This is a genomic window from Flagellimonas beolgyonensis, from assembly GCF_003992615.1.
GTDB lineage: Bacteria > Bacteroidota > Bacteroidia > Flavobacteriales > Flavobacteriaceae > Flagellimonas > Flagellimonas beolgyonensis.
Window position 1 is genome coordinate 288,517 of the sequence record NZ_RZMY01000006.1, and the last position, 22,418, is coordinate 310,934.

Sequence of the window (22,418 nt, forward strand, 5' to 3'; positions counted from 1 at the left end):
ATTAGACGGTTAGAGCATAATTTCGACCACTTCACGCAACTCCGGAATCTGGCAATGCCACCCAAATTTCTCCTGAATTTTGGTTTTATACACCTCCATAGACGGCTTTTCCCCATGGATGAGAAACACCTTTTCCGGAATATTTTTTATGGAGCCCATCCATTGCAATAATTCGGCCTGATCGGCATGGGCAGACAAGCTTTCCAAATGTTCGATTTTTGCATTTATAGGGACATACTTACCGAACATCTTCAATTCGGCGGCACCCTCCAAAAGTCTACGACCCCGGGTTTCTTCCGCTTGGAAACCCACCAACAGAATCGTGGAAGACCTTAAATCGCCCAATTGTTTGATGTAGGTGAGCACCCGTCCCCCAGTGACCATGCCACTGCCCGCAATTACAATTTTTGGCCTTGGATCATCAATGGTTTCCCATGTCTCGCGATACGAACTTACCAAGGTTACATGCGAGCACATATTGTGATAATCGGCCATGGAAAGTTTGTGCCAATCCGGAAATTGGGCAAAGACCTCCAACACATTGATGCCCATTGGGCTATCCACAAAAATGGGAATGTTGGGTATTTTGTTCTTACTGTACAATCGCCACAAAAAGTACATGAGCGACTGCAGGCGTTCCACAGCAAAGGAAGGGATGATCAATATGCCCCTTTCCCTTATGGTCCTATCAATTAAGTTTTTCAATATTCCTTCCACATCCTCTTGGGGATGCAATTTGTCGCCGTAGGTACTCTCCACAAACAAGTAATCGGCCCATTGGGGCTTTTTGGGTGGGTCCAAGAGGTCGTCGTGCTGCCTGCCCACATCCCCTGAAAAGACCAAAATCTTACCAAAAAGGTCAATTTCGATATAGGTGGAGCCAATAATGTGTCCGTTAAAATGAAAGCTGACGGTGCAATGCTCGGAAAGCTGGATTTTTTCCCCTTCATCAATACTTTTAAACAAGGGCAAGGTGGCCACTACATCTTCTTGGGTGTACAAAGGTAAAGCTGGGTCGTGCTTGCTATACCCTTCCTTATTGGCCCGTTCCGCTTCCTCTTCATGTATTTTGGCGCTATCCTCCAAAATAATTTTTGCGATTTCCAGAGTGGGCGCGGTACCCAAAATGGTTCCCTTGAACCCTTGTTTTACGAGTAAGGGCAAGTAACCACAGTGGTCCAAATGGCCGTGGGTAAGCAGCACATATTCCACTTCGGCCACATTGATGGGCAATGACTCCCTGTTTTGTTGCCGCAGTTCCTTAATACCTTGAAACACGCCACAATCCACCAAGATTTTGATTTCATCGGTATGCAAATAGAACTTGGATCCTGTAACGGTGCCCGAAGCCCCCAAAAAGTGTACTTGCAGTTTTCTCATCATATTTTAAAGGTTGCACAAGGATTTCATCTCATTCAATATGCGTTGTTTTCGGCCATTGGAAACACCAAGGTGGTCCAGATAAAAACTATCGTGTACCAACTGGCGGCACAAAACGACATCCCTATTCAACAAAAATTGTTTTTCCCGATTGCTCAACAAGGTGGAAACCGTAATGGGGTATAGACGTAATCGGTCGATTCGCTCCTTCAGACCATCATCCTTTGGATGGTCCCAACTGAGCAGGTACAGGCCCGCACATTTCCCATAATCATGTGCATCTATGCTAAACCTCGTATTGGTGACCACCCATCCCAAAGTATTCTCAAAATGCTTATCTTTTTTAGATTCCAAGGGTCCTTTCACGTCGTTATACCTTGAGTTGATGTACAACGGAATTTTTACGTTGCACTTGAGCCCGTCCTCCCCATGGAACTTGCATTCGATAATATTGAGGGTTCCATTTTTATAGGCCAAAACATCTATTTCATGGGGCACACAAGTTCCTTGCAGTACTTCGCCCACCTTGGTCTCATATCCCGAATAGTGCAGTATACCACTAATGAACCGTTCAAACGGAAAACCTGAAGGTCCCAGTTCATAAATGGCCTTTTTCAATTTGTATTTGGAGGCATAAACGGACTTTTTTTTCTTCAACATGGAAAATGCCCGATTATGTATTTCCCGTGTGGTAATGCCAGGATAAAGCTCCTCCTGCACCCGCTGTACGATTTCCTCGACCAAGGCATCGTTGGCACCACTATGTTTAAGTGATTTTTCCAGTTTTGCCATTGAAAACCTGACCTTTTCACCGGTCGATTTGGTGATCTCGAAATATTGTTTCTCCAAAATACCTTAGTTTGATTCTTTCTCTAATTTTTTAAAATACCTCCTTGTGAGAAAATTATGTTTGAGTGCTTCCATGTTCTCGTTGAACTTGGCCGTGCCTTCCTCAATATTTTGCATGGTCCGCATCAATTGGTTGGCCATGGCGGTATCCTTGGCCACCAGATTCAGCATACCCTCACCTTCCTTCATATTGCCCACCACACTACTTAAATCCTCTGTGACTTTGTTGATCTGTTCACTTGAAATTTCCAAATTTTCGATGATATGCCTCAATTTGGACGCAGAAATACTGTCCGATAACAAAACTCCGGCAATATTGTCATTGGTTTCCAAGGCCTGTACAGCCTTTTGCAATTCATCCAACGTAGTATTGACCTTTTGGCTGCTATATTTCAGGTTTTTGATGGTCTTGCTTAGATCGTTGGCCATAATGGTATCATTCAGCAAGCGTCCCAGCGTTCCTTTCCCTTGTGTGAGGGATTGAGTAACCTGTAGTAGATCCGAAGTCAACAGAGCGGCATTTTCGTTGGTCACGTTCAAGGTTTTGAGCATGTCTTGGGTTCCTATTTTACTGTAGGATTCCAATTGATCGCCATCCTCCACCATGGGTGCCTCACCTGTTCCGGGTACAATGTTGACCAACATACTGCCCACCAATCCATCGGAACCAATAGTGGCTATGGCATTGCGCTTGATGAATTTTTGCATCTTTTCCTCTACCTTCATGAACACATATATCGTGGTGTCATTTTCCATTTGCAGGCGATCTACCGTACCGATATTGATACCCGAAAAACGCACGTTATTGCCCACCTGAAGGCCGTTCACGTTATTGAACACCGCACTTATGGTAAAGTTCCGCGTAAACATATTCTGGCGGTTTCCGATCAAGTAGGAGGCAATGAGAATCAAAATGGTGCCGATGACCACAAAAATGCCCAGTTTCAAGTTTTGTATGGAAGATTTTGCTGTCATATCATTTTTTAAAAAAAGCGTTCACTTTTGGATCTTCGGATTGAATCAGTTCGGCATAGGTGCCCTCTGCATAATTGACACCATCCACCAATAAGATCATTCGTTCCGAAATTACCCTTGCACAATCCACATCGTGGGTAATGATCAATGCCGATGTGCCATATTTTTTCTGGATGCTCCGCATCAATTCGATGATTTCTTTCGAAGTTATGGGATCCAATCCACTTGTGGGCTCATCGTAAAGGATCAATTTGGGTTTTAAAATAATGGCCCTTGCCAGTGCCACTCTCCTTTTCATACCCCCTGAAAGCTCTGCGGGCATTAAATCCATGGTATGTCCCAAACCTACATTTTCCAGCGCTTCCTTCACCAAGGGCAAGGTATCTTGAATACCCTCAAACTTTTTACGGTGCCTCCGCATGGGAAATTCCAAATTTTCCCGAACCGTCATTGAATCGTATAGTGCACTGCCTTGGAACAAAAAGCCGATATCGGACCGCAGTTCATCCAAAGCCACTTGATCCAACGTGTTGATGTCCTTTCCCAAGACCTCGACATAACCACTATCCGGTGACATTAGGCCCACCAAACATTTGATCATAACGGACTTGCCAGAACCGGACTTGCCCATCACCACCAAGTTCTCCCCTTTCCGTAGCTCCATATCAAAACCCCGCAATACTTGGTTGTCCCCAAAACTCTTGCGGAGATCCTGGATTTTGATTACCACTTCTTCATTGGTGGTATCCAGTTCAGTGTTCCCTATGTTTTCCTGTTCCTTCATCACAATTCATAAAAAATATCCGAAACGAACACCGCAATAAAATCCACCACAAATAAAAGTAGCGAGGCCATAACAACTGCTGTATTGGCCGCAATGCCCACACCGGCAGTGCCCCTTCCCGTGGTATATCCCTTATAACAACCGGTTATACCAATTACAAACCCAAAGAAAAAGGATTTGATTGTGGCCGGTATCAAGTCCCCAAAGGACAAGGCATCGAAAACGGTGTTAAAGTACAATCGAAAGGAGACGTCCCCTTTAAAATACTCGACCAAGGAAGAACCATAAAGTGCAATCAGATCACCAAAAATGACCAAAAGGGGCAACATTAAGGTTGCTGCCAATACTCGGGTCACCACCAAATATTTGAACGGATTGGTCCCTGAAACCTCCATGGCATCTATCTGCTCGGTGACCCGCATGGAGCCCAATTCGGCCCCAAATCCTGAAGCGATTTTTCCGGAACAGATCAAAGCGGTGATTACGGGTCCTACCTCCCGAACTATGGATATTCCAACCATGTTCGGCATCCAGGAAACGGCTCCAAACTCAATTAAAGTGGGGCGTGTTTGTAGGGTCAACACCAATCCGATGATGAAACCCGTGGTCGCCACCAATAGCAACGATCGGTTGCCCACTTGGTAACATTGGCGCAAGAGTTCCTTGAATTCAAAAGGGGGATTTATGGCCTGTTTGAAGAAACGGGCCGAGAAATAGGATACATCTCCTATTTCGATAAAGAACCGTTTTATTTTGTCGATCATATCTATTGCTTATACCCTAACCGCACTGTTTTCTGGCCTTTTATCAAATATACCACCCTTGATCTAGCCTAAAAATGACCAATATCATCGCAATAACGGTCTGATTTCTTGTTTTTATTACCACCATCCCTAACACACCGTAAATGATGCACACTGATACAAGTCATTTATTCGCAAGGGATGTTAAAGTACCTTTCCCTTTCAAAATCTATGTATCATGAAAAGGATCATATTTTACCTCGGACTATTTATCGCCTTATTGGGGACACAGGCTTGTGGCCCTGTTATTGTTTCCCATCGATTGGCCGATCCTCCCCCACCATGGTTTTATCCCCACAGGGTCCAGACCGTGCGTTATGTATTCTTCCCTGAAATCAGTATTTATTATGATTTGAATACCCGAATGTATGTGTATTTGGATGGAGGTGTATGGGTACGCAGAAATGTATTGCCTGCCCAATATCGTAACCAAGACCTGAATAGGTACCGCTATGAAAGGGTACGCAATTATTATGACGATGACATTCAACGGTACCACCAAAACAACAATGCGAACAGGGGGCGAAGCAATGCCACGGTAAAAAGAAGAAGCAATTAAACCATGAAAACCCGCCAACTTTACCATCAAGTTGGCGGGTCTTACGCTGTTGAACCTAAATTTTAAAATCATGCTCAATTCTCAAAAAATAGGAAACGAATTTTACCAAAATCTAGGCAAATTGTTCTATGCCGTGGCCATGGCCGATGACAATGTGCGGCCCGTTGAAACGAAAAGATTGCGAAAGTTTGTCAGGCAAAAATGGTTGGAGGTGGATAATTTTGAAGACGAATACGACACCGATGCCGCCTTTCAAATAGAAATTGTTTTTGATTGGTTGGAAGCGGAAGAAAAAGAGGCACAGGAATATTTTAAGGAGTTCAAGGAGTTTTACAAGGAACATCCGGAAAAGTTCACACCAGAATTAAAGAAATTGATCTTGGATACAGCGGAATCCATTGCAAGTTCCTTCGCAGGCACCAACAGATCGGAGATGATGACTATATTTAACCTCAAACTGTTGTTAAAGGCTTAAAATGAACCTATCCGATTATATCGACCACACCAATTTAAAGCCCACCGCTACTTTGACCGACATCAAAAAACTCTGTGAGGAGGCCAAGGAATTTGGTTTTTATGCGGTTTGTGTGAACGGTTGCCATGTACCCTTGGCTCAACAAGAACTTAAGGAATCCGATGTAAAACTAGCTGCCGTGATTGGTTTTCCCTTGGGTGCCATGTCCATGGAGGCGAAAATTTTTGAAGCGAAGGACTGCATTAAAAATGGAGCGGATGAAATCGATATGGTCATCAATGTGGGGTGGTTAAAATCTGGAAAATTGGATGAGGTTCGGGAAGAGATCCAAGCCATAAAAAATGCCATTGGAACCAAGATCTTGAAGGTCATCATCGAAACGTGTTACCTTACCGATGACGAAAAAGTGACCGCCTGCAATATGGCCGTCGAAGCGGGTGCCGATTATGTAAAAACTTCTACGGGTTTTGGCTCGGGGGGTACCACTTTCGAAGATGTTATTTTGATGAAGAAAGCCGTTGGCGAAAAAGCAAAAATCAAAGCTTCGGGAGGGGTTAAGGATAAAGCTACCGCACTGAAATATATTGAATTGGGGGTTTCCCGAATCGGAACTTCTTCCGGACCAAATTTGTTGAACTAAAACAAACCGATGAGCATACACATTGAAGCAAAACAAGGAGAAATTGCCGAAACGGTACTAATGCCAGGAGATCCCTTGCGCGCCAAATGGATTGCGGAAACCTTTTTGGAAGATGCCTTCTGTTACAATAAAATCCGCGGGATGCTCGGTTATACCGGCACCTACAAAGGAAAACGGGTATCTGTGCAAGGTAGCGGTATGGGCATGCCCTCTTCCATGATCTACTTTCATGAGCTTATCAACGATTATGGCGTAAAGAACATAATTCGAGTAGGCTCTGCGGGATCGTATCAAAAAGATGTAAAACTCAATGATGTGGTCTTGGCCATGTCGGCTTCCACCACTTCGGGAATCAACAATTCGAGGTTCATTAATTCGGACTACTCCCCAACAGCCGACTTTGAGCTGTTCCAAAAAGCGGTGGACTATGCCCGAACCCATAACATTCCCATAAAAGCAGGCAATATACTTTCTTCGGATGAATTTTATGGGGACAACCCGGACGAATACAAACTTTGGGCCGATTATGGGGTATTATGTGTGGAAATGGAAACAGCCGGATTGTACACCATAGCGGCCAAATACAATGTAAAAGCGCTTTCCATTCTTACCATTTCGGATTCCTTGGTCACTGAAGAGAGCTTGAGCGCCCGTGAACGTGAAACCACGTTTCGGGATATGGTGGAAATTGCCTTGGCTGCGGCCATTTCCTAGTCAACGGGACTTTTCCTGTTGGTAAAGGGTCAAATTCATCCAGGCAAACCAGGCCATAAAAAACACAAAGGTGAATTTTTGGATAACCGGCAATGCCTCCAAATAGGCACCGGTTTCATAGATAAGATAATTGGCCAAAAAAACGACCAAACAAAGGGTGCCAAACCGTACCAAAAAAGTTTGGCCAGATTTAAACAGGCCGTACATTACCAATATCAAAGCAATCAACCCGGCTACCCCGGCTACGCGAACCATTAGATCATGATTGCCCAATGGCATGGCCATGGTCAACACCAAAGCCAATATCCCCGTTGCTCGAACCAAATGGTTGTTACCAACATTGGTATTGAACAACTTGGGCAAATGCAGCCATAACACCATCAAACCTACACAGAGCATGAACAAAGCCACCAATGTGAATGTTCTCCCCGGATTAAAATCTCCATTCAAGGTTTGGATATCCAACAGATCGCACAGGTAATTGTTCCAAAAACTGAACCCCACCGCATCGGGATTGGTTCGTGAACCACCAGGATAATTCAATGAGGCCAACACATAGAACAACACAAAAAATCCCATGCCCCAAAGGGGCAACAGTAATTTTATTTTCTTGTTCCGATACATTCTTTGTCTTTAAAAATGGTTCATCCTTTAAATAGTATTCAACAATTGGGGCTTTTGTTGAGACCACAGGCCTGTAAAACCTGGTTGGCCTTGCTGCCATCCCTGTATACCGTAATGCCTTTCAGACCATATTCCCAAGCGGTCCAGTATATTTCCGAAATGGTTTCCTTGTTGGTTCCTTGGCTCAGATTGATGGTTTTGGACACGGCATTGTCCGTATATTTTTGAAATGCTTTTTGGTGCAACAAATGGTATTCCCAAGGGATTTCTAGGCTCGTTTCGAACACTTTCTTCAATGTAATTGGAAGAGTTCCCAGATGCTGAATACTACCCTGAGCCATCACTTCATTTTTTAATTTTTCATCCCACAGACCCAGTTGCTTCATCTTCATCACAAAAACAGGATTGATCTCCATCTGCGTTTCATTTTCCAAAATGCCCACCCTTTCGTAGGCCAAGGCATACAGCGGTTCAATGGAATAGGAGGTATCCGCAATCACGGAAATGCTCCCGGTGGGGGCAATACTGTTGCAAGTGGCGTTGCGAAGGCAGCTATTCGGGTAATGGACACTTTTTTCCCAATTCGGAAAAACCCCTCGGTCCTCCGCAAGTTCCTTTGAAGCTTCATAACTTTTGGCTTGTACAAACTGCATCACCTTTTCGGCAAGGGCCACCGCTTCATCCGAAGCATAAGGAAGGTTCAAAAGAGCCAAAAGTTCCGCCCATCCCATAACTCCCAAGCCCACTTTTCGGTTATTCTTAGTCGCCTTCTCTATTCGTGGCAACATGTAGTGGTTTACGGAGATTACATTGTCCAAAAAACGGATGGCGGTTTTTACCGTTGTTTCCAAAATGATCCAATCGATTCCCCAAATCCCGTTTTCTTGGCGTGCCATTTTGAAAAGATTAATGGAGCCCAAATTGCAACTTTCATATTCAAACAAGGGAACCTCCCCACACGGATTGGTACTTTGAATTGGACCTTCCTTCGGTACCGGATTGTATCGGTTGATGGTGTCCAAGAGGATGAGTCCAGGGTCACCAGTGGCCCAAGCTTGGGCCACGATCAAATCCCAAAGCCCCTTCGCTTTGATGGTTTTGGTCACTTTTTTGGTTCTCGGATTGATCAGTTCCCAATTCTCGTCCGTTTTAACAGCTTTCATAAATTCATCGGAAATGCCCACAGAAAGGTTAAAGTTTTGAAGGTTGTTCCCTACCGATTTGGCCTTGACAAAATCCTCGATGTCTGGATGGTCGACATTTAAAATGCCCATGTTTGCACCTCTTCTCTTCCCACCCTGCCGCACGTGCTCGGTCGCTGTATCATATATTTTGATGAATGCCAGAGGTCCTGAAGAAACGCCGCCCGACATCTTGATCAAATCGCCATGCGGCCGCAGTTTGGAAAAATTATAGCCTGTTCCCCCACCACTTTGATGAATCAGTGCCATGTCTTTCAACGTGGTGAAAATACTGCCCAAGCTATCTTCAACCGGCAGTACAAAGCATGCACTGAGTTGTCCATTGGGCAGCCCGGCATTCATCAAGGTCGGGGAATTTGGTAAAAATAGAAAGTCGGACATGATTTGATAAAACCGGTTGGCCCATACCTCTTGCTCCAACGATTCTGCGCTGGCAATAAAATTGGCCACCCTTCTAAAAAGTTGGTTTGGTGTTTCCACAATCCTTCCTTCGGCATCCTTTAAAAGGTACCTGGCATTCAACAATTGTTGTGCGTTGGCGGTCGGTTTCATTTTGGTTTGAGCGACAGGCCTGTTTTGACTGTCAAGATTTTCTTTAATTCATTGGTGGTGGTGGAATCAATGAGATTCAGTGCCTTGACTCCACATAATTTTTCTACCATGTGCACCCCTCCAAGCGTGTTGGAGGCAACCCCGGTCACAATATCGGGAACAATGTCAAAGGCCTTCATCAATCCGTAAACGGCATAGGGATCGGACGCACTCAGTACAGTACATTTGATATGATCCCGCAGACCATCGATGGCTATGTCGCCATTGTACGGTTCCAAAGGAGAGGCTCCAATTTCAACGATGGCTATATCCGCGTTTATCCGGGCCATCCGGTTGAGCATCTGTTGAAACTTTTCCTGATAGATCTCTTTTGGACAAATGGACGAAGGAAGCCCAACATCCACAAAATCCAGAATCGTATCGGCACCCACATCCTTAAAGGCCAAAATATCCTTGTAACGGCCCGCCCCTGAAAGTTTGGCTCCAACTACTTTATACCCTGCCTGCTTGAAAATATTGGTGACAATACGGGCTGAGGTAGTCTTTCCGGCCGACATTGAAGTACCCACAAACAGCACAATGGGAGTGTTATACGGAATGTCGGGGATGGTTTCCACAAAATCGTTCATGGTCAATTTTTCACCATTCCTAAAGGCATGGCCCCGATATATTACTTGAATCATTTTCGGGATGAACATGGATTTGGAGGTCAATTTACCCATGAGCCCAGCACCCGTTAAAACGGTCATTTTAAAATCATCGGCCACATTGCGCCAGCTTCCTGTAGCTTCCAAAGTTGCAAAACGTTCACCCAATGCCCCTACTATTCGTTCACCGGCAATCACCCCCCGCATTCGACCATTGGGCAGTTCTATTTGGAGGCTTTCCCCCCCTTCGTTCACTATTTCACTGACCACATAATCCCCTGTCTCCCATTTTTTTCTGGGCAATGCTTTGGTTTCAAAGCCCTTTTCGGCCAAATCTGAAATCCGCGTCAGGGATGCATAAATATACTTGTGGTCCATGATGCTGTTTTTTTAATTGTATTCTTCGTCTGCCAACAACAATAGGGTCAACAATGCTGTCCGGACTGGAAAATCTTTCAGTAAAATGTGCTCATGATCGGCGTGGGCACCATCGCCAGTAGTACCCAATCCATCCAAAGTTGCCGTGTACATGCTGGTTGTATTGCCATCAGAACCTCCTCCAGCGGTGGCCTCTTCCAAATCAAGCCCCAATAGTGCCCCTTTTGCCTTTGCCAATTTCCAGAGTATTTGATTGCCTTCGGTGCGTTCCATGGGCGGTCTGCCCATTCCTCCTTCCACTTTTAATTTAACATCCGGGAGCATGGGTTCCAAGGCCAATATTTCTTTGGTAATGTGCTCCCCATCTGCCCTGTTAAGCACGCGAACATCCACAACGGCGGTACTTTGGGGTGCTACAACATTGGCCGAGACACCGCCTTGGATCATGCCTACGTTAACCGTTATTCCACGATCGAAATCGTTCATGGCATACAACTTTTGCACTTGATAGGATAACTCTACAATCGCATTGACTCCCTTTTGTGGGTCCAACCCCGCATGGGCTGCCTTCCCCGTTACTTTTAGGGTAAAACGGCCAAGGCCCTTTCTGGCTGTTTTCAGTTTGCCGTGCAAACCAAGTGGTGGCTCCAAAATATAGGCGCGTTCACTGATCTTGGCCAATCGTTTAATCGCCGAACGGGATTCCCAACTTCCAATTTCTTCATCGGAATTGATCAAAACCACTGGTGTATGGGTGGTGGCCAACTGTAAATCTTTAATGGCTTTTAGGGCAAAGATCATTTGGGCCAGTCCAGCTTTCATGTCATACACACCTGGACCATACATAGTATTCCCTTCCGACTTTATCGGCATTTTTTCGAGTGTACCTAGCTTCCAAACGGTATCGGAATGCCCAATTATCAATTGCAAGGGCTTATCCTTGTTCCTTACCAAAGGTCTAGCAAACAGGTAGCCCCCAGTTTTTTTGCCGGGCATAATCAGTACGTAAAATCCCAATTCCTTTAATCTTTTCCCGATAAAATTCAGAATCGATGATTGCGTTTCAGGCTGCTTGGAGGGCGTTTCCATACGAACCAATTCCATCAAAAAGGAATTCATCTCATTTTGGTGGCCATTTAAATGGTCCAAAATTTCTTGGGCAATATGAGCAGTGCCGGTCTTCATCGTTTAAAATCTTTGGGGAAGGGAAACGCGAAGGTCTTGTGAATTTCTGCGAAGCGTCCGTAAGCAATGTAGGCCAAAAGGGGATTGTCCCTGATCTGGTCCTGTTCATCGAGTTCAGAAAGCCGCATATAATCGTGATGTACATAGGCCTTTTTTACCCTTCCTGTAATCAGGCTGTTTTCAGCAAAACCATCAATGATCTTGAACAGTTCGCATTCCAAATACAAGTAGGCATCCTTGATCAACGGGGCATCCATGGAGGTGGCTTTGATCAACGGTAGGGACTCAATAATCTGTTGGGATTTGGAAATACCATCTGTTCTTGGCAAAGCACTCAATGAAGCTGTGACAATTTGATGAGGCGTCGGAAAACTGACCGTAAATTCACCGGTCACCTTCACATTTTGATACGTGCCATGACGGGGCGTACACACAAAACCAAAGAAGTTGTCGAAACCCATTGGTGTAGCCATATGTTTTGGAGCCAGATCATACCCATCTTGTTCCTTGGTGCCCACCACGATCAATGGCGCAACAGTAAACATGTGGTCCCAAATGGGCATGCTGGTGTCCAATTCCACAAACTTTTGGTCTTGCATTGTTTCCATGATCCATCACATTTTTACACTGTATCCCTAAATTTACAATGCATCGGCAAGGCTATTAATGATATAGATCAGTCCTAATACCGTCTTTGTCTTGCTTTCTGATGGAAATCATTGGGAAGTTTTGCCCAACCCATGAAATTTGTGTACACTGAATAAAATGAACAAGGGGTATTGGATGGCAATTGCAACAACCAACCCCAATAAACTTAAAATACATCAACATGGATTACTATTTCAGCACCACGCTACAACATACCTCAATGGAAGAGGCTGTGGAAAAAATAACCCAAGCCTTGAAGGAAGAAGGTTTTGGAATTTTGACGGAAATTGATTTGAAGGCCACCTTTAAAAAGAAATTGGATGTGGACTTTCCAAACTACAAAATATTGGGAGCCTGCAACCCCAACTTTGCCCATAAGGCGTTACAAGCCGAAAACAAGATCGGTACCATGCTGCCCTGCAATGTGATTGTCAGGGAAAATGAGGATGGGAGCATCGAGGTAGCAGCTGTAGATCCAACGGCATCCATGATGGCCATAAAAAATGAAGCGCTTGGGCAAATTGCAAATGAAGTACGGGAAATGTTGGCCAGGGCCATTGACAAACTGTAAGTTTTTCTCCGATTCCGAGATGGCATTGGACATACTATTCTGCCATAACTGGAAATCTTTCACATGATCCTTATCATTTTAGGTAATCCATGGGTTGCCTAGATTTGATACGTTGCGGATTGAATTAAATTGAGAAAGATGGATACCGACCCCCAAATCGAAGAATCTGGAAAAAATGTCCAAAAGCCGGATAACGGTCCCCGGCCTCCGTTTGGAAGTAAAGGTGTGGGGTGGATCTACTGGATTGTACTGATAATCATTTTGTTCTTTCCTTTTTTCAGTAATCAAATGGGAACTGCCGAAGAAATTGGGTGGACCAAATTTGAAGAAACCCTACTTTCTGAAAATGCTGTTGCCAAAATTGTTGTGGTCAATAAGGAAACCGCCGAAATCTACTTGAAAAAAGAATTTCTGGACAAACCAGAGTTCAAGGATTCCAAAAATCGTTTGTTCGCTTCAGAAACCGGCCCACACTACTTCATGACCATTGGGTCTGTGGAAAGTTTTGAGAACAAGCTGCAAAGTGCCCAGAAAAGTTTGGGACAGACCGAAAAAATTGATGTGCGTTATGAAAACCGCACCAACTGGACCACCGTCTTTTCTTGGCTGTTCCCATTGATTTTGTTTGTTATTTTTTGGGTGTTCATGCTCCGGCGCATGGGAGGTGGTGGCCGAGGTGGCGGTTCGTTGTTCAATTTTGGTAAGTCCACGGCAAGACTAACCGAAAAGCCAGGTAAAAGTTCTGTTACCTTCGAAGATATTGCTGGATTGAAAGAAGCCAAGGCGGAGGTTATGGAGGTCGTGGATTTTTTGAAACATCCCGAAGAATACACACGATTGGGCGCCAAAATACCCAAAGGAGTTTTATTGGTAGGCCCACCGGGAACTGGAAAAACATTAATGGCCAAGGCTGTAGCGGGTGAAGCACAGGTGCCTTTTTTCAATATGTCGGGTTCAGAGTTTGTGGAAATGTTTGTGGGGGTGGGAGCCTCCCGCGTCCGTGACCTGTTCAAACGGGCCAAGGAAAAAGCGCCCAGTATCATTTTTATTGATGAAATCGATGCTGTTGGCCGATCGCGTGGTCGACTCAACGCCCTGCAGGCCAACGACGAAAGGGAAAGTACCCTTAACCAATTGCTCACCGAGCTGGATGGTTTTGGAGATAATACAGGCGTCATTGTCCTGGCCGCTACCAACCGGCCCGATATGTTGGATAAAGCATTGCTTCGTCCCGGTCGGTTTGATCGCCATATTTATCTCGAGCTTCCGAGCCAAGCCGAACGGATGGAAATCTTTAAAGTGCATTTGCGCCCCTTGAAATTGGCAAAGGATGTGGATGTGGAAGTATTGGCCAAACTGAGCCCTGGTTTTTCTGGAGCAGACATTGCCAATATCTGTAATGAGGCCGCACTGATCGCTGCCCGCAAGAAAAAAAAGAAAGTGGAACACGTAGATTTTATGACCGCTAGGGACCGGGTAATTGGTGGATTGGAACGCAAGAGCAAGATTATTTCACCCAAGGAAAAGGAAATCGTTGCCTATCATGAAGCCGGACATGCGGTATCCAGTTGGTATTTGGAGCATGTGGACGCCTTGGTCAAGGTATCGATCATACCCCGCGGAAAATCGCTCGGTGCTGCATGGTACCTTCCCGAGGAGCGGCAAATTGTGACCAAGGCCCAGTTTATTGATCAATTATGTGCTTCCCTTGGCGGCAGGGCGGCCGAAGAAGTCATTTTTAATGAAATATCTTCCGGTGCACTCGATGACCTTGAAAAGGTGACCAAACAGGCCTATACCATGGTTGCCTATTATGGATTGAATGAAAAAGTTGGGCCGATAAGCTTTTACGATTCCACTGGCAACAACGAACGCTTATTGGGCAAACCCTATAGTGAGGACATGGCCAAATTGATTGACAAGGAAGTTCAAAATTTGGTTACCACATCCTATGAACGCACCAAAAATCTTTTGCTGATCCATAAAACAGAATTGGAAAAACTGGCAAAATTGCTTTTGAAAAAAGAGGTGGTCGAGAAAGATGACCTGGAAAAACTTTTGGGCAAAAGGGGTGAAAAAATCCTTTCAAAGGAAAGCCGAAACCCCATCGATCTTAACTATGTGCGGCAGCACATCAGTACAAATTGATATAATAAAACTTGAACAGGGAACACCAATTTCCTGTTCCCTAAAAACAAATACCATGAAAATAGCAGTAATTTATGATTCAGATCTGCATTTTGAACACAAACAATGGCAAAATGAGCTTGAATTTTGGGAAGATGAATTAAAATCGTTCAACAACAGATTGGAAGATTTGGTAACATTCCATGATGACAAGGACGTATTGGAGAAATTGGAACACTATCAAAACGAATTCATATTGCACCAAAACGTGATTGAAGAACTGAAGGAAACTATTGAAGAACACGAGACCAATATCGCTGGACACAGTCAAATGGGCATGGTATCCTTGGATGTCCCTTTTGTTAAAAAACATCTGGAAATCAGGACCAGCATGGAAGATGAACGATGGATCTATACCGACCTTAAAAAGGAATTTTATCAGTTTCTGACCAAATATTGGAACTAGGCATTCGATATTTTCATTTCGCAAGCACCATTGGTTTGCCTATCTTTAAAAGGTAATCCAATTCAATAAAAAATAACCTATGCGAATAGTTTCTTGGAACGTCAATGGTATCAGGGCAGTGGCCAAAAAGGATTTTTTTAAGAACATCGATGCGCTTGGGCCCGATGTACTCTGTCTTCAAGAGACCAAGGCACAGGACCACGAGGTTGAAAATGAACTGGCCAAGATGACCGGTTATGAGGCATTCTTCAACTCCGCCGAAAAAAAAGGGTATTCTGGTACGGCATTATTGAGCAAACCAAAGCCGATAACCGTTCAAAATGATATGGGCGTAGCCGAACACGATACCGAGGGCCGCATACAATGTGCGGAATTTGATGCCTTTTATTTGGTTAATGTCTATGTGCCCAATTCGGGACAGCAATTGGATCGCTTGGATTATCGAAAAACATGGGATGCGGATTTTTTGGATTACCTCAAAAAATTGGAAACCAAAAAACCCGTGATCGTATGTGGCGATTTGAATGTGGCCCATCAAGCTATCGATTTAAAGAATGATAAATCCAATTACAACAAAACGGCCGGCTATACCCAGGTGGAAATTGATGGTATGGACAACTTTTTAAACGCCGGGTTCGTGGATGTTTTCAGGCATTTGCATCCCGATGAAGTTGCCTATACGTATTGGAGCTATCGTTTTAAGGCGCGGGAACGCAATACGGGATGGCGAATCGATTATTTCTTGGTCAGTTCCGAATTGATGGATAAAATCACAGGATTCAAAATTCATTCGGAGATCATGGGCTCTGACCATTGCCCCATTTCGTTGGAAATCGATTTTTGACAATATCCTATGTAGTAAAAATTCCTTTAGGGATATATAATTGGAATTAAATGGAAAATAACACAACGGAATTCGACGAATATCTGAGCCCCCATTACATTACACGTAGCAATTGGCTACGGGCAGCGGTTTTGGGGGCCAACGACGGTATTTTGTCCACCACCAGTATTGCCATAGGTGTGGCTGCGGCCAGTACCAGTAAAGAGCCCATTATATTGGCCACATTGGCCGGTTTGGTTGCCGGAGCCCTATCCATGGCAGCTGGCGAATATGTTTCGGTAAGTTCCCAAACCGATGTTGAAAAGTCGGATGTTGAACGGGAAAAAATGGAATTGGAAGAAATGCCCGAGATGGAATTGGAAATGTTGACCCGTATTTATGAGGAACGTGGACTTAAACGGCAAACAGCAGAGTTGGTCGCCAAGGAACTTACCGAAAAAGACGCTTTGGGCGCCCACATACGGGATGAATTGGGCATCAATGACATTAATCAGGCCAAACCGATACAGGCGGCTTTGGCATCGGGAGCTTCCTTTACCTTCGGAGCATTATTGCCCTTGTTTGTTGCCATGTTGTTGCCGCTTAAAAATTTGGAGTATTACCTGTATGTTTTCGGAATCATATTTCTGGTCACGTTGGGAGCCATGGCGGCCAAAGCCGGGGGATCCAGCGTGTGGAAAGCTGTACTTCGAATTACGTTTTGGGGAACGGTCGCCATGGGGGTAACCGCCTTGGTCGGCTACTTTTTCGGAGTAACGGTCGGATAGGTGGTATTGAAAACATCCTGGTGAAGGCCCCATTATGTCATTTTAATTCCAGGTTTATTTAAATATGCACCAAACTTTCATGAAAAAGTATTAATGGACATTCGTCCAAACCATTAACCCCCATTTGGACCTAAAGCCCTTAAAATGAACCTATTTAATTAAAAAACAATAGGTTATGTAACCTAGGTTACATTAAAAAACCTCGAAAACTGACATTTGTCATATTAGCGATTACCCCCTTTAAGTACTTTTACATTGTAATTCTTAGAAACCAGAAATCATGAAAAATTTAGTCATATTGGGAGCAGGAACAGCCGGAACAATGATGTCCAACCATCTTGTTTCCAAGCTTCCAAAAAACGAATGGCAAATCACCGTTGTGGACCAATATAAAACCCACTATTACCAACCGGGTTTTTTGTTTCTCCCCTTTGATATTTACACTACCAAACAAGTAAAGAAAAAAGGTGCCAAATTTATTCCCAAAGGTGTCAATTACATCAATGAGAAAATCGAGATCATTAAACCCGAGGAAAATAAGGTTCTTCTTGACGATGGCACTGAACTTCATTACGATATTTTGATCATTGCCACGGGTACCAAAATCGCACCCGAAGAAATTGAGGGTATGAAAGGTCCTGAATGGCACAAAAGTGTTTTTGATTTCTATACCTACGAAGGTGCCAAGGCCCTTCGTGACAAATTCCGTGAGTGGGAAGGTGGTAAATTGGTGGTCCACATCACCGAAATGCCCATCAAGTGTCCAGTAGCTCCCTTGGAATTTGCCTTCTTGGCCGATTCCTACTTTAAGAACAAAGGCATGCGGGACAAAGTGGACATCACTTTTGTAACCCCTCTTGGCGGAGCCTTTACTAAGCCAAAAGCTACCGAAGCACTCCACCATTTGTTGACCGATAAAGGCATTAAGGAAGTTACCGACTTCAACATTGAACGAGTGGATTATGAGAACAACAAAATAATCGACTATGCCGAAACTGAGGTGCCATACGACATCTTGGTCACCGTGCCCACCAACATGGGCGATGCCTTGATCGAACGTTCCGGAATGGGTGATGACCTCAACTATGTGCCCACCAATAAGGCCACGTTGCAGACCGAAGATTATGAAAATATTTTCGCCTTGGGCGATGCCACCAACCTACCCGCTTCCAAAGCCGGTTCCGTGGCACACTTTGAAGCCGAAATATTGACAGAGAACATCTTGAGGTACATCAAAGGAGAACCTTTAAAAGAAGAGTTCGATGGCCATGCCAACTGTTTCATTGAAACCGGTGGTGGAAAAGCACTTTTGATCGACTTCAATTATACCCACGAACCTGTTGAAGGAACATTCCCCTTCCCTGGTGTGGGACCTTTGAACCTGTTGAAGGAAAGTAGAACAAACCACATGGGCAAAATGGCCTTCAGGTGGATCTACTGGAACATGCTGATCAAAGGCATCCATATCCCCTTCGTATCTGCGACTATGAGCGAAAAGGGCAAAAAATTTGAAGATTCCAAAGCATAATAAAAAACCTAAATACATACAAAAATGGACAAGACAATAGGACAAGCAACAATTTCAGTGGACCAAGAAGGATATTTAACCGATTTTTCCCAATGGAACAAAGAGATTGGAACAGAGATAGCAAAAGAACAGGGCATCGATATGACCGATAAACACTGGGAAGTAATCGATTACATCCAACAACAGTTCAAAAACGAAGAACCCCTTTCCATTCGAGGCATCAAAAAGAGTGGTGTACTCGACATCAAGGAGTTTTACGCCCTATTTCCCGGTGGACCTTTGAAAAAAGCAACCATGATTGCCGGTATCCCAAAACCAAAGAGCTGTATCTAATTACGGCCGTGGTTGAACAAAAAACTGAATACAAAACAATTTTAAACATACGGTAATGAGCGATACTAAAGTAAAAAAGATGCTTTTTATACTCTCCAAAGCCACCCTAGAAAATGTATACGCCGCTTTTGTGATGGCCAATGGGGCACGAATGGAAGGCATTGAATCCGAAATATTCTTCACGTTCTTTGGCTTGGAAGCCATCCAAAAGAAAAAATTGGAGCACCTTCATGTGGCCACAGTGGGTAACCCTGCCATGCACATGCCCACCATGTTGGGCGGATTGCCTGGTGTGGAAGCCTTGGCGACCAAAATGATGAAGAAGGAAATGGAGAAATTGGACATGCCACCCGTTGGCGAATTCTTGGAAATCCTTTCGGATTCCGGATGCAAACTATGGGCCTGTAAGTTGGCAGTGGACATGTTCCACTTGGAAAAAGAAGACCTGATCGATGATTTGGATGGTATCTTGACCATAGGCGATTTTTACAATAGGGCCGATCAAGAAGGAACCCATCTATTGTTCATCTAAAATTACATAACGATACCTTTTTCATATCTAACGGGGACCGGCCAAAAGGTGCAGATTTGTTACAACAAACCTCAACACTTTTTGGTCGGTTCTTTTTATAGATACAATTGGGGTTATTTCAAACGCTCAATCACTAGATCAAAACCACGGTGTTCAATACCATCCCTCCTTAAGATTTCGAAATCCTTGATGATGACCTCGCTGTATTTTTCATTCGCTGTATTCACTTGTTGCGATAATTCCAGATAAAGCTCCAAAGCCTTATCCAAATCATCCTGTAACAAATGACAATGCGCCAAATTACAGGTTAGGGATTGTAAGGGAATATTAAAAGTTATTGCATCAAGTATGGTTTGCTCCGCTTTCTGGTAATCTTGAAGTCGCAGCTGAAGCCAACTTATGTTCACATGTGACAATACGAGTTCATATTGCAAGCGATCGTTATGGGGATATTTCTTGAGATTTTCGTCCAGTATGTGCATTATTTCCTCTTGAAAAGCCATTTTTTCCTTGAGATCGATGGTCTCATCGATTTGTTCTTTCAAATGATTCACCTTCCTTAAAACGTGATGAAGCGATAGATTTTCTTCACAAATACCGGAAAAGTACTCCAAATAGTGCTTGCTATCATTTTTCATGGTTTTGATCACTGGCAGATCATCCCCATATTTTTGCAATCGTATCTGAACTTCATTCAAAAGGGCCAACGCTTTGGACTTATACCCAAAATCTAGGGTGTTTTCGAGCTGGGCTTGATAGAGTTCAACCAAATTCATGGCCGTTGCACAAAAATCGGCATCAAAATCCATGGGCTGTGCCATAGCCAAATGTCTTCTTATCTCCAATGCTTGGCCAAAATAGTCATTTGCTTGTTGCATATGTCCCAACTCAAAATGGAACAACCCCAAGTTATGCAGGCCCGTGGCCAAATAGTGTGTATAGGCTTCAGGCTTTACATCTGCCAATTCATTGTAACGGTCAACGGCCTGATTCATGTAAGCAATGGCTTGTTCCAATTGTTGCATTTCGGAATGCACGATGCCCAAATTGTTAAAGGTCGAAGCCACGTAAGGTTGGAAGATGTCGAAGTTGAGATCGGACAGTTCCTGATAGGCCACAAGTGCCAATTCATAATACTGCACCGCCTTTTTGGGCTCTTCCATTGCGTTGAAGGTAACGGCCAAATTATTGAGAACGGCCGCCAAATAGGGTTTTAAAGCTTCATCCCCATCCCCTATCAAATGTTCAAAAAGTTGCTGTGCCTTTCCATATTGGACCTTGGCATCAAAAAGATTGAATTCTTCCGTATAAATATTGCCCAACTGATAATGGGCACTGGCGCGCAACCGCAAATAGGCCGGGTCTTTTAATCCCTCGTAAATTTTAATGGCCTCTTTGTACTGTTTCTTGGCGAAGTAATACTCCTTTTTCTTGGCATACACTTCAGCCAGGGCAAATTGGGTATTTGCCAAATGTGGAAGAAATTCTGTTTCCCCTTTGTCTACCATTTCGGCATAAACTTCCAATGCCTTCTTGTAATTTGCAATGGCATTTACCCTATCCGATTCAGCCTGAATGGCTGCAATATTGTTCAAGATGGCTGCCTTATCCGCCAAGCTGCCCAATGAGGGGTTTCTTTCTAACAGATCAAGTGCGGTTGTAAATGCTTCAATGGCCTTCGTAGGTTTTTTTGTTCTTTGGTACAGCCGGCCCAAAACACTGTTCAAATGAAGTTGTTGTTCTGGAGTTGTGGCGGACTGCAATGCCTCACGATAATTTTCAATGGACTTTTCCACCTCGTTTTCATGTAAGAGTACATTGGCGTTTTGAATGTGTTCTGCAAAGGAAAGTCTCATAACGGTTTGTTTTTTAATTAGAATTCATTGGGGACATCCTTGTACTTCTTGGCATTTTCCTTACAGATGTCCACATACTCCAATCGGGGCATTTCGTCATATTCAATACCCGGAAAGAAAAAAGTCTGTTTTTGCATATCGAGTAACCGATAGCCTTGATGTTTCAATTTATCTATCAAACACAAAACGGCCAACTCATCGGCACCCGCCATGGTGGTAAACAAATATTCGCCGAAAAAGAGTTTGCCAATGGCGACCCCAAAGAGTCCCCCGGCAAGATTTCCATCTTTCCAAATAGCTATGGAATGTGCTTTACCCATCGTATGCAATTCCATAAATATGCGCACCATCCGTTCCGATAGCCAGCTGTTGTCCATTTGCCCTTCAAGGTTATATACTTGCTGACAACCACGTAACACCTGCTCAAAATCCGTATCAACGGTAACCGTGAACTCTTGGTTCAACATTTCCCATCTTTTTTGGGGAATTTCAAAGGATTCGGGACGTACAACGATCCTGGGGTCGGGTGACCACCACTTGATGTGTTTGAGCGGATAGTGCCAATAAAAAATTCCGTTGTTATAGGCCAGCAACATACGCTCAACCGACATGGTGCCCCCAACGGCCAACAGCCCATCTATATCAGCAAAATAGGCAGGTGGAAAAGTAATTTCATCCTTTTTAAGCTCAAAGTAAGGCACCTTTTTATGTTTTAGCCGGTAGGGTCCGGCAGTTGGTTCAATTCGTCCAATTCTCCCAATTGGGTTAGTATCTCGAATGTTTTTTTTGCTTCTTCTTCATCAACCACGCTAATGGCCGCGCCCACATGGACCATCACATAATCATCCACCTTTGCTTCCGGCACCAAGGCCAGGCTCACGTCTTTCTTTACACCTCCAAAAGAAACTTTTCCCACTCGAAAGGTTTCATCCAAAGTAGCCGTTATTTCCAATAGTTTTCCGGGTATTGCCAAACACAT

The 22,418-nt window shown here is 44.1% G+C and carries 25 protein-coding genes; 12 read left to right on the forward strand and 13 right to left on the reverse strand.

Annotation, left to right across the window (positions count from 1 at the left end; genetic code table 11):
- Positions 1–9: 9 nt before the first annotated feature.
- Genes EO131_RS04970 through EO131_RS04990 form a run of 5 tightly spaced genes read right to left on the reverse strand, consistent with a single transcriptional unit; the run spans position 10 to position 4,752 of the window.
- A complete protein-coding gene (locus EO131_RS04970) occupies positions 10–1,380 on the reverse strand; it encodes an MBL fold metallo-hydrolase RNA specificity domain-containing protein (RefSeq protein ID WP_127020056.1) in 1,371 nt (456 codons plus the stop codon).
- 6 nt (positions 1,381–1,386) lie between these two features.
- Entirely contained in the window at positions 1,387–2,229 is an 843-nt protein-coding gene (locus EO131_RS04975; protein WP_127019504.1) for an ATP cone domain-containing protein, read from the reverse strand.
- A gap of 6 nt (positions 2,230–2,235) precedes the next feature.
- On the reverse strand, positions 2,236–3,204 hold the full coding sequence (locus EO131_RS04980) for an MlaD family protein (RefSeq protein ID WP_127019506.1): 969 nt from the start codon (positions 3,202–3,204) through the stop codon (positions 2,236–2,238).
- 1 nt (position 3,205) lies between these two features.
- Positions 3,206–3,988, reverse strand: a complete 783-nt coding sequence (locus EO131_RS04985) for an ABC transporter ATP-binding protein (RefSeq protein ID WP_127019508.1) — start codon at positions 3,986–3,988, stop codon at positions 3,206–3,208.
- A complete protein-coding gene (locus EO131_RS04990; RefSeq protein ID WP_127019510.1) occupies positions 3,988–4,752 on the reverse strand; it encodes an MlaE family ABC transporter permease in 765 nt (254 codons plus the stop codon). Before EO131_RS04990 ends, EO131_RS04985 begins: the two co-directional genes overlap by 1 nt.
- A gap of 217 nt (positions 4,753–4,969) precedes the next feature.
- Here EO131_RS04990 and EO131_RS04995 point away from each other — a divergent pair, with 217 nt between their 5' ends.
- The 4 genes from EO131_RS04995 to deoD all read left to right on the forward strand — a co-directional run bounded on the left by EO131_RS04995 (position 4,970) and on the right by deoD (position 7,179).
- Positions 4,970–5,350 carry a hypothetical protein gene (locus EO131_RS04995; RefSeq protein WP_127019512.1) on the forward strand — a complete coding sequence of 127 codons (381 nt, stop codon included), beginning with the start codon at positions 4,970–4,972 and terminating at the stop codon, positions 5,348–5,350.
- Between the two features lie 70 nt (positions 5,351–5,420).
- Positions 5,421–5,825: a hypothetical protein gene (locus tag EO131_RS05000; RefSeq protein ID WP_127019514.1), complete on the forward strand. Its 405-nt coding sequence runs from the start codon at positions 5,421–5,423 to the stop codon at positions 5,823–5,825.
- A 1-nt stretch (position 5,826) separates the two neighbouring features.
- Positions 5,827–6,465 carry a deoxyribose-phosphate aldolase gene (gene deoC, locus EO131_RS05005; protein ID WP_127019516.1) on the forward strand — a complete coding sequence of 213 codons (639 nt, stop codon included), beginning with the start codon at positions 5,827–5,829 and terminating at the stop codon, positions 6,463–6,465.
- 9 nt (positions 6,466–6,474) lie between these two features.
- Positions 6,475–7,179 carry a purine-nucleoside phosphorylase gene (gene deoD, locus EO131_RS05010; protein ID WP_127019517.1) on the forward strand — a complete coding sequence of 235 codons (705 nt, stop codon included), beginning with the start codon at positions 6,475–6,477 and terminating at the stop codon, positions 7,177–7,179.
- Here deoD and EO131_RS05015 read toward each other — a convergent pair whose 3' ends face one another.
- From EO131_RS05015 to EO131_RS05035, 5 genes are read right to left on the reverse strand one after another with little or no spacing between them, the layout of a single operon-like run.
- Positions 7,180–7,803 carry a hypothetical protein gene (locus tag EO131_RS05015; protein ID WP_127019519.1) on the reverse strand — a complete coding sequence of 208 codons (624 nt, stop codon included), beginning with the start codon at positions 7,801–7,803 and terminating at the stop codon, positions 7,180–7,182.
- A 38-nt stretch (positions 7,804–7,841) separates the two neighbouring features.
- Positions 7,842–9,557, reverse strand: coding sequence for an adenosylcobalamin-dependent ribonucleoside-diphosphate reductase (locus EO131_RS05020; protein WP_127019521.1), 1,716 nt, complete (start codon positions 9,555–9,557; stop codon positions 7,842–7,844).
- Positions 9,554–10,582 (reverse strand): hypothetical protein, encoded by a 1,029-nt coding sequence (locus tag EO131_RS05025; protein ID WP_127019523.1) that lies wholly within the window; start codon positions 10,580–10,582, stop codon positions 9,554–9,556. The genes EO131_RS05020 and EO131_RS05025 overlap by 4 nt, the downstream gene beginning before the upstream one ends.
- A 12-nt stretch (positions 10,583–10,594) precedes the next feature.
- A complete protein-coding gene (locus EO131_RS05030; RefSeq protein ID WP_127019525.1) occupies positions 10,595–11,767 on the reverse strand; it encodes a M20 family metallopeptidase in 1,173 nt (390 codons plus the stop codon).
- Positions 11,764–12,375, reverse strand: a complete 612-nt coding sequence (locus EO131_RS05035; protein WP_127019527.1) for a flavin reductase family protein — start codon at positions 12,373–12,375, stop codon at positions 11,764–11,766. The genes EO131_RS05030 and EO131_RS05035 overlap by 4 nt, the downstream gene beginning before the upstream one ends.
- 221 nt (positions 12,376–12,596) lie before the next feature.
- Between EO131_RS05035 and EO131_RS05040 the strand changes: the two genes are divergently transcribed.
- From EO131_RS05040 to EO131_RS05075, 8 genes are all read left to right on the forward strand, one after another.
- Entirely contained in the window at positions 12,597–12,986 is a 390-nt protein-coding gene (locus EO131_RS05040) for a DUF302 domain-containing protein (RefSeq protein ID WP_127019529.1), read from the forward strand.
- A gap of 138 nt (positions 12,987–13,124) precedes the next feature.
- Entirely contained in the window at positions 13,125–15,134 is a 2,010-nt protein-coding gene (ftsH, locus tag EO131_RS05045) for an ATP-dependent zinc metalloprotease FtsH (protein ID WP_127019531.1), read from the forward strand.
- Positions 15,135–15,189: 55 nt separating this feature from the next.
- Positions 15,190–15,579 carry a hypothetical protein gene (locus tag EO131_RS05050; RefSeq protein ID WP_127019533.1) on the forward strand — a complete coding sequence of 130 codons (390 nt, stop codon included), beginning with the start codon at positions 15,190–15,192 and terminating at the stop codon, positions 15,577–15,579.
- Between the two features lie 79 nt (positions 15,580–15,658).
- Positions 15,659–16,423 carry an exodeoxyribonuclease III gene (locus EO131_RS05055; protein WP_127019535.1) on the forward strand — a complete coding sequence of 255 codons (765 nt, stop codon included), beginning with the start codon at positions 15,659–15,661 and terminating at the stop codon, positions 16,421–16,423.
- A gap of 50 nt (positions 16,424–16,473) precedes the next feature.
- Entirely contained in the window at positions 16,474–17,190 is a 717-nt protein-coding gene (locus EO131_RS05060; protein ID WP_127019537.1) for a VIT1/CCC1 transporter family protein, read from the forward strand.
- A 280-nt stretch (positions 17,191–17,470) separates the two neighbouring features.
- Complete coding sequence (gene sqr / locus EO131_RS05065) at positions 17,471–18,718, forward strand: type III sulfide quinone reductase, selenoprotein subtype (protein WP_127019539.1); 1,248 nt, start codon at positions 17,471–17,473, stop codon at positions 18,716–18,718.
- Positions 18,719–18,742: 24 nt separating this feature from the next.
- Positions 18,743–19,051: a TusE/DsrC/DsvC family sulfur relay protein gene (locus tag EO131_RS05070; protein ID WP_127019541.1), complete on the forward strand. Its 309-nt coding sequence runs from the start codon at positions 18,743–18,745 to the stop codon at positions 19,049–19,051.
- A gap of 55 nt (positions 19,052–19,106) precedes the next feature.
- Complete coding sequence (locus EO131_RS05075; RefSeq protein WP_127019543.1) at positions 19,107–19,583, forward strand: DsrE/DsrF/DrsH-like family protein; 477 nt, start codon at positions 19,107–19,109, stop codon at positions 19,581–19,583.
- Between the two features lie 113 nt (positions 19,584–19,696).
- On the opposite strand, the gene EO131_RS05080 is transcribed toward EO131_RS05075, so the two are convergent.
- Genes EO131_RS05080 through EO131_RS05090 form a run of 3 tightly spaced genes read right to left on the reverse strand, consistent with a single transcriptional unit; the run spans position 19,697 to position 22,418 of the window.
- Positions 19,697–21,439, reverse strand: coding sequence for a tetratricopeptide repeat protein (locus EO131_RS05080; protein ID WP_127019545.1), 1,743 nt, complete (start codon positions 21,437–21,439; stop codon positions 19,697–19,699).
- 17 nt (positions 21,440–21,456) lie between these two features.
- Entirely contained in the window at positions 21,457–22,140 is a 684-nt protein-coding gene (locus EO131_RS05085) for a leucyl/phenylalanyl-tRNA--protein transferase (protein ID WP_164731613.1), read from the reverse strand.
- A gap of 11 nt (positions 22,141–22,151) precedes the next feature.
- Positions 22,152–22,418 (reverse strand): HypC/HybG/HupF family hydrogenase formation chaperone, encoded by a 267-nt coding sequence (locus tag EO131_RS05090; protein ID WP_127019549.1) that lies wholly within the window; start codon positions 22,416–22,418, stop codon positions 22,152–22,154.

Coding starts and splice junctions, on each gene's coding strand:
- EO131_RS04970 (WP_127020056.1), bottom strand. CDS start 1,380: ATGAGAAAACTGCAAGTACACTTTTTGGGGGCTTCGGGCACCGTTACA.
- EO131_RS04980 (WP_127019506.1), bottom strand. CDS start 3,204: ATGACAGCAAAATCTTCCATACAAAACTTGAAACTGGGCATTTTTGTG.
- EO131_RS04985 (WP_127019508.1), bottom strand. CDS start 3,988: ATGAAGGAACAGGAAAACATAGGGAACACTGAACTGGATACCACCAAT.
- EO131_RS04990 (WP_127019510.1), bottom strand. CDS start 4,752: ATGATCGACAAAATAAAACGGTTCTTTATCGAAATAGGAGATGTATCC.
- EO131_RS04995 (WP_127019512.1), top strand. CDS start 4,970: ATGAAAAGGATCATATTTTACCTCGGACTATTTATCGCCTTATTGGGG.
- EO131_RS05000 (WP_127019514.1), top strand. CDS start 5,421: ATGCTCAATTCTCAAAAAATAGGAAACGAATTTTACCAAAATCTAGGC.
- deoC (WP_127019516.1), top strand. CDS start 5,827: ATGAACCTATCCGATTATATCGACCACACCAATTTAAAGCCCACCGCT.
- deoD (WP_127019517.1), top strand. CDS start 6,475: ATGAGCATACACATTGAAGCAAAACAAGGAGAAATTGCCGAAACGGTA.
- EO131_RS05015 (WP_127019519.1), bottom strand. CDS start 7,803: ATGTATCGGAACAAGAAAATAAAATTACTGTTGCCCCTTTGGGGCATG.
- EO131_RS05020 (WP_127019521.1), bottom strand. CDS start 9,557: ATGAAACCGACCGCCAACGCACAACAATTGTTGAATGCCAGGTACCTT.
- EO131_RS05025 (WP_127019523.1), bottom strand. CDS start 10,582: ATGGACCACAAGTATATTTATGCATCCCTGACGCGGATTTCAGATTTG.
- EO131_RS05030 (WP_127019525.1), bottom strand. CDS start 11,767: ATGAAGACCGGCACTGCTCATATTGCCCAAGAAATTTTGGACCATTTA.
- EO131_RS05035 (WP_127019527.1), bottom strand. CDS start 12,375: ATGGAAACAATGCAAGACCAAAAGTTTGTGGAATTGGACACCAGCATG.
- EO131_RS05040 (WP_127019529.1), top strand. CDS start 12,597: ATGGATTACTATTTCAGCACCACGCTACAACATACCTCAATGGAAGAG.
- ftsH (WP_127019531.1), top strand. CDS start 13,125: ATGGATACCGACCCCCAAATCGAAGAATCTGGAAAAAATGTCCAAAAG.
- EO131_RS05050 (WP_127019533.1), top strand. CDS start 15,190: ATGAAAATAGCAGTAATTTATGATTCAGATCTGCATTTTGAACACAAA.
- EO131_RS05055 (WP_127019535.1), top strand. CDS start 15,659: ATGCGAATAGTTTCTTGGAACGTCAATGGTATCAGGGCAGTGGCCAAA.
- EO131_RS05060 (WP_127019537.1), top strand. CDS start 16,474: ATGGAAAATAACACAACGGAATTCGACGAATATCTGAGCCCCCATTAC.
- sqr (WP_127019539.1), top strand. CDS start 17,471: ATGAAAAATTTAGTCATATTGGGAGCAGGAACAGCCGGAACAATGATG.
- EO131_RS05070 (WP_127019541.1), top strand. CDS start 18,743: ATGGACAAGACAATAGGACAAGCAACAATTTCAGTGGACCAAGAAGGA.
- EO131_RS05075 (WP_127019543.1), top strand. CDS start 19,107: ATGAGCGATACTAAAGTAAAAAAGATGCTTTTTATACTCTCCAAAGCC.
- EO131_RS05080 (WP_127019545.1), bottom strand. CDS start 21,439: ATGAGACTTTCCTTTGCAGAACACATTCAAAACGCCAATGTACTCTTA.
- EO131_RS05090 (WP_127019549.1), bottom strand. CDS start 22,418: ATGTGTTTGGCAATACCCGGAAAACTATTGGAAATAACGGCTACTTTG.